This is a genomic window from Amycolatopsis sp. NPDC048633, assembly GCF_040650695.1.
GTDB lineage: Bacteria > Actinomycetota > Actinomycetes > Mycobacteriales > Pseudonocardiaceae > Amycolatopsis.
This window is the reverse complement of record NZ_JBEZHS010000005.1, coordinates 191,363-204,346: the sequence shown is the minus strand read 5'-3', so window position 1 is coordinate 204,346 and position 12,984 is coordinate 191,363. Positions and strand designations below refer to the sequence as shown.

The window sequence follows — 12,984 nt, the reverse complement described above, 5'->3', positions numbered from 1 at the left end:
CTTTGTGCCGTCGCAGCCGAGGTCGGGAAACGCTCTCTGTCTGTCTCGACAGTTAACACCACACCATCGGGTGATGACGAGAGGTGACAAAAGTTTGCCCGGAAGTCCCTTCAGCGCGCGGCGAGCACCCGGCGCACCTCGTCCGCGCCCAGCACCACGGGGGACCGCAGCGATCCGACCTCGCCGATCTCGATCTCGACCACGTCTCCCGGCCGCAGCCCTTGGTCGAGCCCCGGCACGACGCACGTGCCCGTCGAGAGCACGGCGCCGTCGGGGAAGTCGTTGTCCCGCCACAGGTACTCGACCAGCCCGGCCGGTTTGCGGTTGAGCTGGGCGGTGCTGGCCTCGCCGGCGAACACTTCGTGACCGTCGCGCAGGATGCGCATGCGCAGGCCGAGCGACAGCGGGTCCGGCACCTCCCACGCCGGCCGCACCCGCGCCGACACCGCGCACGAACCGGTGTAGATCTTGGCCTGCGGGAGGTACAACGGGTTCTCGCCTTCGATGCTGCGGGAGCTGACGTCGTCGACCACGACATACCCGGCGATCTCCCCGGCACCGGTCAGCAGCAGGCCGAGTTCCGGCTCCGGCACGTTATTGGCGGAGTCGGCGCGGAGGGCGATCGGCTCGCCGTCGGTGACCACGCGCCACGCGGCCGACTTGAAGAACAGCTCCGGCCGCTCCGCGCGGTACACCCGCGCGTAGACGTCCTGGTCGGCGCTCTCCTCGCGGCGGGCCTCCTCGGACCGCAGGTAGGTCACCCCGGCGGCCCACACCTCCATCCGCCCGTCCAGCGGCGGCAGCAGGCGCGTCCCGGTGGTGGACACGGGCTCCCCGGCGGCCTCGGCCAGCTCGCGGATCTCCGCCACGGAGTGGCGCAGCAGCTCACTCATCGACGCCACCGCGAGCGGCCGCAGCTGCTCACCGGTGAGCAGGCCGACGCGGATGTTGCCGGTGCCGTCGGTGAATCGCACCAGGTGGCTCATTTCCGGACCTCCTCGATCAGTGTCGAACCTACGGAGTGCGGAGCGTGGCGGTCAACGAGTGTCGGACAGCCGGGCGCTACTCCGTCGAAAAGTCGGCCATCATCGCCATGTCCTCGTGTTCGAGGTTGTGGCAGTGCAGCATGTAGCGACCCGCGTAGCCGGTGAACTTCACCGCCACTTCCACCGCTTCCGACGGGCGGACGTCGACCGTGTCCTTCCAGCCCGCGTCGTACGGGCCCGGTGGGTGGCCGTTGCGGCTCAGCACCTGGAAGTGGTTCAGGTGCAAGTGCACCGGGTGGTGGACGTCGCTCGTGAAGCGCCATACCTCCGTTGTCCCCAGGCGGGCGCGGGCCAGGTCGCGGCCCGGGGTGTACGGCGCGCCGTTGATCGTCCAGGCGCCCGATGACTTCTGGAACAGGAAGTCCCGCGTTGCCGTGGCGCGGGAGGGGTCCAGGGTCGCGATCTCCGACAGCGTCGCCGGGACGTGGCTGTCGTCCGTCACCCGCCCGTCGGTGCCGATGTCGAAGCACATCACCTCCGCCGTCGCGCCCGTGCCGAGCTTGTTGACGAGGCGGACGCGGGTGCCCGGTGCGTAGCGGGCGAAGTCGATCACGACGTCGAAGCGTTCTGCGGGGGAGATGTCGATGCTGTCGTGCGTCAGCGGGCTCGCCAGCAGACCGCCGTCGCCGCCGATCTGGACCAGGGTGCCGCCACCCGGGGGCTGGGGGTCCAGTGCCAGCGAGTAGCGGCGGGCGTTGGAGCCGTTGAGGATCCGGAAGCGGTAGCGGGCGCGGTCGGCGTGCAGCACCGGCCACGGCGCGCCGTTGACCAGGATGACGTCGCCGAGCACACCGTCCATGTAGGCCGGTGAGACGCCGGGCAGCTGCTGTCCGCCGGCGAGTGCGGGGTAGGTGAAGCTGCCGTCCGCGCCGAACGAGCGGTCGCAGATCATCAGCGGGATGTCCCGGTTCCCTTGCGGCAGCGGCAAAGCCGCCTCTTCGTCGTCCGTCACGAGGTGGAACCCGGCCAGGCCCTGCCAGACGTTGGCGGCGGTGAAACCCATGCGGTGGTCGTGGTACCAGAGCGTCGCGGCGCGCTGGTCGAGCGGATACGTGTGGGACCGGCTGGTCCGCCCGCCGCCGGTGTCGAGCTTCGCCATGCCCGCCATCCCGGACATTCCTGCCATGCCGGCCATGCTCGACGCGGGAGTCGCCCGCTCGCCGTCGACGGGGTGCACGAGCTCGGTGGGGTAGCCGTCGCTCTCGGCCGGCGTGTGCCCGCCGTGCAGGTGCACCACGGTCGGGTGCGGCAGCCGGTTGGTGTGGGTCACCACGGCCTTGCGCCCGGCGGGAGTTCTCAAGGTGGGGCCGGGAAAGCTGCCGTGGTAGGTCCACGCCTCGGTGGTGAGCCCGGGCAGGATGCCCAGGGTGGCCGGCCGCTGGATGATCTCGTAGAAGTCCGTCGTCGCGTCGGAACGGACCGGCGCGAGCACCGGCGGGATCGGCAGTTCGGTGCGGAACGCCGGCGGTACCGGCGCGCGGCTGGCCAGCAGCAGTCCGGGCTGGCCGTCGGCGAACAGCCCGCGCAGGAACGGCGTCCCGGCGACGGCGAGCGCGCCGGCTCCGGCCAGGGCGACCGTGCCGACGCCGAGGAACCGGCGGCGGCTCATCGCGGGGCTCACGCGGCGACCCCGGCGTAGCGCGCCACCGGCTGCTTCGCCCAGGAGAGCATCAGGATCCGGACGACGAGGTAGAGCAGCACGGCCCCGAGCGGCACGTGGACGACCAGGTCCCGGGTGAAGCCCAGGACGATCTGCGCGGCGCAGAGGACAAGCGCCAGCGCGGAGAACAGGGCGGGGCGTCCCGGCCCGCGTCCTCCGCGCCACACGACGAGTGCCGCCAGCAGCGTCGGTACCAGCGTCAGCGCGAAGAGCATGCCCGACATGCGATGCGCGGCCAGCATCGAATAGTGCCCCTGCAGGAAGGCGCCGGCCAGGACCGGTTGCAGGCAGGCGAGTGCGGCCGACGCGGCGGCGCCCGCTCTGAGCAGCACGAGCGCGCCGCGGCCGATCGGGGTGCGGACAGGGTCCATCACAAGACTCGTTTCTCCGGGGGGACTTCGCGGGAGGAAGCAACCAGTCTTCGGTCACTGAAAAATTACTGTAGCAGAAAAATTTCTGGAGGTGTACTACTCTGAGGGCATGAGCGCGCGAACCGTCGACTGGGCAGCCCGGCGCACCGGCGAGCCCGGGGCCGAGGGGTTGCGGGAGCGCAAGAAGCGGCTGATGCGCCAGCAGCTCTCGGACACCGCGACGGAGATGTTCCTCGAGCGGGGCTTCGACGCCGTGCGGGTGGCGGAGATCGCCGAGGCCTGCGGGGTGTCGGAGAAGACCGTCTTCAACTACTTCCCGAGCAAGGAATCGCTGATCCTCGACCACCCGGACACGGCGCTGACCGCGCTGCGGGCCGACCTGGCCGAGCCCGGCGTGTCCCCGGCCGAAGCGACGCTGCGGATCCTCGCGCAGGAGCGCGCCGCCGTCTTTTCCTGGCTCGCCGAGCAGGAGGACCCGGCCGAGGCGATCACGAAGTCCCGGCGGTTCGGCCTGCTGATCGCGACCACGCCGGCCCTGCGCGCGCACCGCCTGGAGATGACCGAACAGCTGGTCGTGGTCGCCGCCGAGGCGCTGGCCGAGCGGACCGGGTGCGGCCCGGAGGACCCGGAGCCGCGGGTGCTGGCCACGGCGCTCGTCGCGCTCTGGCAGATCCAGTTCCGGTCGATGGCCCAGCACCTGGACGTCGCCCGCACGCCGGAGTCGATCGAAGAGGCGGTCGCGGCCGACGTCGGGCGTGCGGCCCGGCTCGTCGAAGCCGGGATCGACGCCCTGCCGCGGTTCGCTTGACCGGCGAACTCAGCTGTAGGCCTCGAACCGGGCGAGCTGGCCGGCCGGCCACCCGGTGTTGCCGGTGCAGGTCAGGCGGAGGAAGCGGCGGCTGCCGGCCGGAACGGTGATGGTGACGCTGTTGCCCCGCGCCGGGTCGAACGCGTACCCCGTCGCGGGGACGAGCGTGGCGAACGCGGTGCCGTCGGTGGAGCCCGACACGGCCAACGTCTGCGTCCTCGCGCCCCATGCGCTCGACGGCGGCACCGCCACCACGATCCGCGTCACCGCGGTCGCCGCGCCGAGGTCGACCTGGAGCCACTGGGGGAACGCGTTGTTCGCGCTTTCCCAGTAGCTGTCGGGGTTCCCGTCGACGGCGTTGCCCGCGCCGTAGTTCTGGACGTGGCTGCTTTCGGTGGTCGCGCGGCCGCGTGCCAGGTCGGTCGAGCCGCCGGTGGTCAGCGTCGGCGAGGTCGGCCGGGTCGCGGTGAGCGGGAGCTGGCCCTTGAGCATGCGGCCGCCGTCGGCGGTCAGGCGCAGGTAGTAGTCCGACGAGCACGCCGTCCCGTCCTCGTCGAGGGCGAGCAGGCCGGACCCGGCGGGGGTCATGGAAGCGTTTTCCGCGGTTTTCGCGATCTGGTTGCCTTCGCCGTATTCGTCGAACATCGAGATGTAGATGCCTTGCGCGCCGGCGCGGACCATGTTGTAGAACTGGCGCCACATGAAGTCGCCGTGGGCGCGCTGTCGCCCCGAGACGTCGCCGGGGAGCACGCACGGCTGGTAGTCGATGCCGTGAGCGGTGCAGTCGGCTTGGTCGGGCACGGTGAGGTTCTGGTACATCCAGTCCGCCCCCGCGATGTCGCCGACCGCCCCGACCATCCACGGCGAGATCATGTTGAACGCGCGATAGACGTTCCCGAAGCCCGGCCGCGAGCCGCCGTCGCTGGTCCGCCATTCCCGCGGCACGCCCCCGATGACGTAACAACCCTGGCCCTTGAACCAGTTCACGACGTCGAGGCAGGTGTTCGCGTCCCACGGGTGGTTGCCGTCGTCGTACCCGAAGCCCCAGATGCAGACGACCGGTTTGCCGTTCTGGCGGGCGTAGGCGGACGACGCGGTGTGCGCGGCCATCTTCGCCGTCCAGTCGGCTTTCATCTCGGACTGCATGTTCGCCCAGCCGGTGGCGTCGTACATGATGTAGAACTTCCGGCCGTGTGCCTCGGCGGCGCCGCGGACCTTGGCGGCCATCGCATCGCGGGTCGGGCCCTCGCTGCTGTTGGGGTTGAAGCGCTGCAACGCGGCCGTGTCGCAGCCGTTCTGCTGCATCCACAGGAAATGCGTGTCGACGGTCTGCTGGTCGTAGGACGAGAAGAGTGTCGCAGGCCGGCCGTTGCCGAAGTTGGCGTACGCGGTCTGGTACGTGCGCGTGTACTCGCGCATGTCCGGCCAGGCCTTGATGACGTTGTTGCCCGGCGACGGCGTCTGTCCCCAGTTCTGGCTCCAGTGCCACCAGCCGTCGATCGGCGCGCCGTCTCCGGCGCAGGCGAACCAGCCCTGGTACCCGACGGTGATCTTGCCGACGACGTCCCCGGGTGGGCTGGCCGCGTCGGCTCCGGGCGCGCCGGCGAGGGACAGCGCGCCCCAGGCCGAAGCGGCGGCGGCCGAGCCGATGAACGTCCTGCGCGAGATCGCCATGCCGGGTCCTCCTGCCACGCTGCACGAGTGCTTCTGCCGGTGAGGGGACTGTAGGCTTCCGGGCAAAAATGGGCAATACTCGGACGGATTTCTGAAAGTTTCGTACCAGAGCCTGCAAAGACGGTCGCGCTACCGTGGTGACGTGAGTTCGCCGCCGCCGTTGGTTTGGTATGCCAGCTACGGGTCCAACATGTACGCCGCGCGGTTGCGGTGCTACCTCCAAGGAGGAACGCCGCCGGGCGCCCAGCGCGGGTACCTCGGATGTCGTGATCGCAGTCCGGCGCGTCGCGTCGTGGCGAGCGAGTTCGCCGGAGGCGTCTACTTCGCGACGGAATCGCCGGTCTGGCACGGTGGCCGGGCATTCTTCGACCCCGCGTTGCCGGGGCGGGCGCTGATGCGGTCGTACCTCGTGACCGCCGGGCAGTTCTCCGACATCGCGGAGCAGGAGATGTACCGCGAGCCGGGCCCGGACCTGGATTTGAGCACCGTGCTGAGGACCGGCCGCGACCAGCTCGGGCCGGGTCGCTACGAAACCCTGCTGCACCTCGGCGATCTCGACGGCTGTCCCGTTCTGACGTTCACGGCACCGTGGCCGGCGTCGGAAATCGAGAAGAACCCGCCCGGCCGCTTACCTGGCCATGCTTGTCGGAGGGCTACGCGAAGCGCACGGATGGTCCCTGCCGGACATCGCCGAGTACCTGGCGACGCTGCCCGGGGTGCGGGGTCACTGGTCGGCGCAGGAGATCGTCGACCTTGCTCCGTAGCGTCCAAAGCGGCCGGTTTCAGGTGTGCCTCTCCGGGCCGTCCGGCTGGTCGATCGGGCAGGGTTCGCGCGGTCGGCGTTGCCGGTTCGCTAGGGTCGAGAGCTTCGACGATGTGATCGTGAACTCTGCAATAGGGAGCCCGTGCGGTGACTAATCCGCTGGTTGCGCCGGTGAAGGATTCGACGACGGCGTATTCGGGTGTGTCGCTGCTGGAGTCGGCGGCCGATCTGAAGTCGGCCATCGAGAGCGGCGACTGGGCGTCCGTGGCGATGGGTGCGGTGGGGACCGCGCTCGACGCGCTGTCGATGGCGATGGACCCGTTCGGTGCCATCCTCGCCGCCGGTGTCGGGTGGCTGATCGAGCACGTCGGCCCGCTCAAGGAAGCCCTCAACGCGCTGACCGGCAACGCGGACGAGATCGCCGCGCAGTCGGAGACCTGGAAGAACGTCGCCAAGGAGCTGGGCAGTGTCGGCGAGGACCTGACCGGGATGGTCAAGGCCGACACCGCGTCCTGGACCGGGAACGCCGGCGACACCTACCGGCAGCGCGCGCAGGACACCGTCACGCTGTTGGAAACCGCCCAAAAGGGCTGTGAAGGTGCGTCCAGTGGCGTGAAGACCGCGGGCGAGGTCGTCGCGGCGGTGCGGGCGCTGGTGCGGGACATCATCGCGGAGCTGATCGGGCACTTGATCAGCTGGGCGTTGCAGGTGGTGTTCACGCTCGGGATCGGGCTGACCTGGGTGGTCCCGCAGGTGATCGGCGCGGTGGCGAAGACCGCGTCGAAGCTCGCGGATCTGATGAAGCGGCTGGTGACGGCGCTCAAGGCGCTGGTTCCGCTGCTCAAGCGGGCCGGTGACCTGTTCGGGGACGCGGCGAAGGCGTTGAAGAACATCAAGCCGGGCAAGGCCGCGCCGCCGCCGAAGCACGCCGACATCAACGGCAGCCCCAAGGGTCTCGACGGGCCGAAAGGCAAGGGCGGCGACTCGACCAGCACCGCCGGTGACCACAGCGGGGGCGGCTCGGGCGGCCACAAGGGCGACTCCACCGACACCCCGGGGGACAAGGGCAAGGGCTCCCCGGGCAACGGCGACTCCACCGGCACCGCCGGCGCGCACGGCAAGGGCCCGGACAACTCGGGCAACCACCCGGGCGGCAACGGCTCCCGGGGCAACCCCGGCGACACCACGCCGCAAGGGATCCGCGGCCAGGGCGAGAACAACCGCTCGATCGGCAACGAGGTCTGCGTGACCGACCCGGTCGCCGTCTCGACCGGGCAGATGGTGATGGAAGAGGTCGATGCCGGCCTCCTCGGGGTGCTTCCGCTGGTGTTCCGGCGGACGCACTTCTCCGGCTACCGCGCGGGAATCTTCCTCGGCGGCAGCTGGGTGTCCACTGTGGACCAGCGGATCGAGGCCGACGAGCACGGGGTCAGCTTCGCCGCCGAAGACGGCACCCTGCTGCGCTACCCGCTGCCGGGCACGGACGACTGGGTCGTCGCCGAAAGCGGTCCGTTCCGCCCGCTGAAGCGCGCGCCGGACGGCGGTTACCTGGTCGACGACCAGGAGCTGGGCCGGCTGCTCTACTTCGCGCCGGGCGGCGAGCGGGCGTTGCTGACGTCGGTGACCGACCGCAACGACAACGCCTTCGAGGTCGTGCGCGCCGAAGACGGCCGGCCGCTGGAGATCCGGCACACCGCCGGGCACCGCGTCCGCTTCGAAACCGTCGACGGGCTGGTCACCGCGCTGTTCGCGGTCACCGGCGACAGCGAAGTCGAGCTGGTCCGCTACGCCTACGACGACCGGAACCTGGTCTCCGTCACCAATCCGTCGGGTCAGCCGATGACCTACACCTACGACGGCGCGGGGCGCATCGTGGGCTGGACCGACCGCAACGACGAGTGGTTCCGCTACCACTACGACCAGGCCGGCCGCGTCGTCCGCACCGAAGGCTCGGGCGGCTTCCTGGACTGCGTGCTCGAGTACGACCCGGACAACCGCGTCACCCGCTCCACCGACGCGCTCGGCCACACCTCCGAGTTCCACTACAACGAAGCCGGCCAGGTGACCCGCGAGGTCGACCCGCTCGGGCAGGCGACGGTCTCGGAGTGGGACGCCCGCGGTCACCTGCTGAGCTCGACGGACCCGTTGGGGCGCACCACGCGCTACCGCTACGACGAGCTCGGCAACCTCGTCGCCGAGATCCGGCCCGACGGCACGGAACGCGCCTGGGAGCGCACCGCGGACGGGCGTTCGGTGACGGTCCACGAGGCACCTGGTGTCTCGACGCGCCAGGAGTTCGACGAGCGGGGCAACCTCGTCGCGGTCGTGGCACCGGACGGCGCGACCACCCGGTACCGCTACGACGACAACGGGTTCACCGTCGCGCTGACCGATCCGGCCGGGGCCACGGCCACCATCGTCAACGACCCGGCCGGCCTGCCGATCGCGGTGACCGACCCGCTGGGCGCCGTCACCCGCTACGAACGGGACGAGTTCGGGCGCCTCGTCACGATCACCGACCCCGTCGGCGGCGTCGAGCGCTTCGGCTACTCCGTGGACGGAAAGCTCGCCTGGCACCAGAACCCCGACGGCAGCCAGGACCGGTGGGTGCTGGACGGCGAGGGCAACAACCGGATGCACACCGGCGCGGCCGGCGGTGTCACCCGCTACGAATACGGCGGTTTCGACCAGCCGACCGAGCAGATCCTCCCGGACGGCAGCCGGATCTCGGTCAGCTACGACGGCGAGCTGCGGGTCGACGCGGTGACCAACCAGCAGGGCCGGGTCTGGCGCTACGAACGGGACGCGGCCGGGAACCTGGTCCGGGAGACCGACTTCGCCGGCGGCGTGACGACTTTCGGCTATGACGCGGCCGGAAGGCTCGTCGAGCGCGTCCGCCCCGACGGGCAGCGCACGACCTTCCGCTACGACCTCGCCGGCCACCTGGTCGAGCAGAGCGACCGGAACCGCACCACCCGGTTCGAGGTCAGCGCGACCGGGCAGCTGCTGGCGGCCGACGACGGCACCACGCGGATCAGCTACGAGCGGGACGCGGTGGGCCGGGTGCTGGCCGAGACGGTCAACGGCCGCACGGTGCGCTCCGCCTACGACGCCGCGGGCCGCCGGGTGCACCGGAGCACGCCGTCCGGCGCGGAAAGCGCGTGGGAGTACGACGCCGCCGGGCTCCCGGTCGCCGCCCGGCTCGCCGGCCGCGACCTGCGGTTCGTCCACGACGCCGCGGGACGCGAGGTGCGCCGGACCCTCGGCACCGGCGCCACCCTGCTGCAGACCTGGACGCCGAACTCGCAGCTGGCGTCCCAGGTGATCACCGACGGGGCCAGTGCCACCCGCCAGCAGCGCTCCTACGGCTACCGGGCCGACGGCGAGCTGGTCGCGCTGCATGACCAGGCGGCCGGTCCGCGCGAGTTCGGCCTCGACCCGCTCGGCCGGGTCACGGAGGTGCGGTCCCCGCGCGGGTCCGAGTCCTACCGCTACGACGAAGCCGGGAACCTCACCGACGCGTCGTGGCCGACGGCCGAGGCGGATCTCGTGGGCCGGCGCACGTTCGCGGGCCCGCTCGTCACCGCGGCCGGCGGGACGCGCTACGGGCACGACCGGCGCGGCCGGGTCGTCCTGCGGGAACGCACGATGCCCGGTGGCGCGAAGCTGACCTGGCGGTTCACCTGGGCCGACGACGATCGGCTCGTCGCGGCCGGAGTGCCCGACGGCAGCAGCTGGCGCTACACCTACGACGCGCTGGGCCGCCGCATCGCCAAGGAGCACCTGGCCGCCGACGGCCGGACCCCGCTCGAACGCGTCGACTTCACCTGGGACGGGCAGCTGCTCGTCGAGGAGGCCCGGCACACGCCCGACGGCGTGCAGGCCACGGTCTGGGACTACGAGCCCGGCGACTACCGGCCGCTCGCGCAGCGCGGCCGGGCGGCCCGGCCGGGCCAGGCGTGGGTGGACACCCGGTTCGACGCCATCGTCGCCGACCTCGTGGGCAGTCCCGCGGAGCTCGTCGACGACCACGGCCGGATCACGTGGTGCGCTCGCACGAGCGTCTACGGCGCCCCGGCCGGCGCGGGCTCCCCGGCGGCGACTCCGCTGCGGTTCCCCGGGCAGTACTTCGACGCCGAGACCGGGTTGCACTACAACGCCCAGCGCTACTACGACCCGGTGACCGCGCGCTACCTCAGCCCCGACCCGCTCGGCCTGGTGCCCGGGCCGAATCCCTACGCCTACGTGGACAACCCGTTCGGGCAGATCGACCCGCTGGGCCTCGCCCCGCAGTCGTGCGGCAAGCCCAAGCTGTCGATCGACACGAACATCGGGAACCAGCCGATGAAGCAGTCGCCGGGCGGGGGGAAGTACAGCGATTCCCCGGGCGGCAGCTGGTACAAGGAGTCGGCGCCGGCGGGGAAGTACAAGAACAAGCCGAACCGGCCGGCGGCGGGCATGGACAACCCCAGCTGGACGCACCAGAACATCAAGCCGATGTTCGAAGACGCGCTGGTCAACAAGAACGACATGCCGGCCGGTCTCAACACCACCAAGCAGAACAAGTGGATGCAGGACCACGGCAAGTTCCAGACCTACCACCAGGACGGCACGCCGGACCAGATCGTCCCCAAGAAGGACGCCATCATGGGGCACAACAAGGCGGCGGGCACCTACTTCAACGAGACCGGGCACAAGCTGCCGATCGAGGACAACAGGCACTACAACCGCCAGGGCAGCAGCTACGGCCAGGTCGAATACTCGAAGAGCTCCTCGGGCACCGGCGCGCACGAGGACAAGTACGTGCCCCCGCGTCCCGACCGCGGTTCCCACCCGGGGTACACCAACCCGGCGGCGCCGGGCCACACCGGCGGCCCGTGGCCGTCCTACCCGCCGGCGCCGAACGGCCTGCCCCCGAACTCGTCGAACATCCTGCCCGACGGCACCCCGATGCCGAATGCGCCGACCAGCGGTCAGTTCCCGCCGAACAGCCTTCCGCCGGTCCACTCCCCGCCGGGATCGCCCATCGACGACCGTCCGACGAAGCGGCCGAGGTTCGACTAGAGGTTCGTCGGCGGCGAGAGGGACGACGGGTGGCCACGGCGGTCGTGGCCACCCCGGCCGGGGTACTTGCCACGAGATCCACCGGTCGGGTGTTGACTTCAAGTGCTTGAAGTTCCGCATGCTGGTGCCATGGCGACAGGAGTTGCGGGCGAGCAGGTGTGGCTGACCATCCTCGAGGCGTCCCGGCGCAGCGGGCTGAGTGAGCCGACGCTGCGCTACTACGAGCAGATCGGCCTGGTCGGGCCGGTGCCGCGGGATCCCAGCAGCGGGCACCGGCGGTACGACGCCGAGACCATGGACGTGCTCGACTCGCTCGGGTGCCTGCGCTCGGCCGGGCTCCGCGTCGAGGACCTGCGCCGCTACCTCGACCTCCTCGCGCGCGGGAACGCGGCCGCCGCCGAGCAGCGTGCGCTGTTCGACCACCAGGCCGACCGGCTCGAGGCCGAGATCGAGCGGCTGCGGCTGCGGCTGGACTACCTGCGCTTGAAGGCGCGGCTCTGGGACGCCCGCGACCGCGGTGACGCCGACGCGGCGCGGCGGCTCGTCCCGCGCCTGGTCGCCCTCATCGACCGATTCTGACGATCCTTTTAAGGAACTCCGCACATGAACGAAGACAACCGATCCCTCGTCCTGGTCACCGGCGGCACCGGCCACCTCGGCGGGCACACCATCGTGCGGCTGCTGGCCGACGGGCACCGGGTCCGCACCACGGTGCGTGACCTCGACCGGGCGGCCGAGGTCCGGGCCGCCGTCGGGCCCGGTGACCTGGAGGTGGTGGCCGCGGACCTGGGTGCCGACGCCGGCTGGGCGGCGGCGACCGACGGCGTGGACTACGTGCTCCACGTCGCTTCCCCGTTCCCGCCCGCCTCACCCGAAGACGAGGACGAGGTGATCCGCCCGGCCCGCGACGGCGCCGTCCGCGTCCTGACCGCCGCCCGGGAGGCCGGGGTGCGGCGGGTCGTGCTGACTTCGTCGTTCGCCGCGGTGGGCTACGGCGCCGTCCCCCGGGCGGAGTACACCGAGGCCGACTGGACCGACCCGGCCGACCCCAACAGCGCGTACGTCCGGTCGAAGGTGATCGCCGAGCGCGCGGCGTGGGAGCAGGCCACCGGCGGCCCGGAGCTGACGGTGATCAACCCGGCCGGCATCTTCGGCCCGGTCCTCGGCGGGCGCCCGTCCTCGTCGGTCGCGCTGGTGCGGGGGATGCTCGACGGGACGCTGCCCGTGGTGCCGCCGCTGTACTTCGGCGTCGTCGACGTCCGCGACGCCGCCGACCTGCACGTGCGGGCGATGACCCACCCGCGCGCCGCGGGGGAGCGGTTCCTGGCCGCGGCCGGGCGGGCGATCAGCTTCCTGGACATCGCCCGGATCCTGGCCGCGAGCGGGCACGACGTGACCACGACCGAGCTGACCGCGGACCAGGTGCGGGCCGCGGCCGAGACCGACCCGGCCCTGCGGGAAGCGGCCGCCCGCCTCGGGCGCGTGCCCGTGATCCGCACGGACAAGGCGCGGAGCGTGCTCGGGTGGCGGTCACGTCCGGTCGAGGAGACCGTGGCCGACACCGCTCGCAGCCTCCTGGCCGCCCGAGCCGGGTAGCG

General features: G+C 71.4%; 8 protein-coding genes. 4 read left to right on the top strand and 4 right to left on the bottom strand.

Features of this window, described 5'->3' with window-relative positions:
* Nucleotides 1-110 precede the first annotated feature (110 nt).
* The 3 genes from AB0C38_RS13365 to AB0C38_RS13355 form a co-directional block, all read right to left on the bottom strand.
* Complete coding sequence (locus AB0C38_RS13365; protein WP_360671443.1) at nt 111-986, bottom strand: fumarylacetoacetate hydrolase family protein; 876 nt, start codon at nt 984-986, stop codon at nt 111-113.
* Nucleotides 987-1,062: 76 nt separating this feature from the next.
* Nucleotides 1,063-2,667, bottom strand: coding sequence for a multicopper oxidase domain-containing protein (locus AB0C38_RS13360; protein WP_360671440.1), 1,605 nt, complete (start codon nt 2,665-2,667; stop codon nt 1,063-1,065).
* Nucleotides 2,664-3,077 carry a hypothetical protein gene (locus AB0C38_RS13355; protein ID WP_360671437.1) on the bottom strand — a complete coding sequence of 138 codons (414 nt, stop codon included), beginning with the start codon at nt 3,075-3,077 and terminating at the stop codon, nt 2,664-2,666. The genes AB0C38_RS13360 and AB0C38_RS13355 overlap by 4 nt, the downstream gene beginning before the upstream one ends.
* A 109-nt stretch (nt 3,078-3,186) precedes the next feature.
* Here AB0C38_RS13355 and AB0C38_RS13350 point away from each other — a divergent pair, with 109 nt between their 5' ends.
* The gene (locus AB0C38_RS13350) at nt 3,187-3,885 is read left to right on the top strand and encodes a TetR family transcriptional regulator (RefSeq protein WP_360671434.1); all 699 of its coding nucleotides are present in this window, start codon (nt 3,187-3,189) and stop codon (nt 3,883-3,885) included.
* 9 nt (nt 3,886-3,894) lie between these two features.
* Here the strand turns inward: AB0C38_RS13350 and AB0C38_RS13345 are convergent, their stop codons facing one another.
* Nucleotides 3,895-5,559, bottom strand: coding sequence for a discoidin domain-containing protein (locus tag AB0C38_RS13345; RefSeq protein WP_360671431.1), 1,665 nt, complete (start codon nt 5,557-5,559; stop codon nt 3,895-3,897).
* Nucleotides 5,560-6,469: 910 nt separating this feature from the next.
* Here AB0C38_RS13345 and AB0C38_RS13340 point away from each other — a divergent pair.
* From AB0C38_RS13340 to AB0C38_RS13330, 3 genes are all read left to right on the top strand, one after another.
* Nucleotides 6,470-11,386: an RHS repeat-associated core domain-containing protein gene (locus AB0C38_RS13340; RefSeq protein WP_360671429.1), complete on the top strand. Its 4,917-nt coding sequence runs from the start codon at nt 6,470-6,472 to the stop codon at nt 11,384-11,386.
* Between the two features lie 129 nt (nt 11,387-11,515).
* Complete coding sequence (locus tag AB0C38_RS13335) at nt 11,516-11,965, top strand: MerR family transcriptional regulator (protein ID WP_360671427.1); 450 nt, start codon at nt 11,516-11,518, stop codon at nt 11,963-11,965.
* A gap of 24 nt (nt 11,966-11,989) precedes the next feature.
* Nucleotides 11,990-12,982 carry an NAD-dependent epimerase/dehydratase family protein gene (locus AB0C38_RS13330; RefSeq protein WP_360671424.1) on the top strand — a complete coding sequence of 331 codons (993 nt, stop codon included), beginning with the start codon at nt 11,990-11,992 and terminating at the stop codon, nt 12,980-12,982.
* The last annotated feature ends 2 nt before the right edge of the window (nt 12,983-12,984 follow it).

What these genes read in the sequence shown, in the direction of transcription:
- AB0C38_RS13365 (WP_360671443.1), bottom strand. Translation starts at nt 986, where the DNA reads ATGAGCCACCTGGTGCGATTCACCGACGGCACCGGCAACATCCGCGTC.
- AB0C38_RS13355 (WP_360671437.1), bottom strand. Translation starts at nt 3,077, where the DNA reads ATGGACCCTGTCCGCACCCCGATCGGCCGCGGCGCGCTCGTGCTGCTC.
- AB0C38_RS13350 (WP_360671434.1), top strand. Translation starts at nt 3,187, where the DNA reads ATGAGCGCGCGAACCGTCGACTGGGCAGCCCGGCGCACCGGCGAGCCC.
- AB0C38_RS13345 (WP_360671431.1), bottom strand. Translation starts at nt 5,559, where the DNA reads ATGGCGATCTCGCGCAGGACGTTCATCGGCTCGGCCGCCGCCGCTTCG.
- AB0C38_RS13335 (WP_360671427.1), top strand. Translation starts at nt 11,516, where the DNA reads ATGGCGACAGGAGTTGCGGGCGAGCAGGTGTGGCTGACCATCCTCGAG.
- AB0C38_RS13330 (WP_360671424.1), top strand. Translation starts at nt 11,990, where the DNA reads ATGAACGAAGACAACCGATCCCTCGTCCTGGTCACCGGCGGCACCGGC.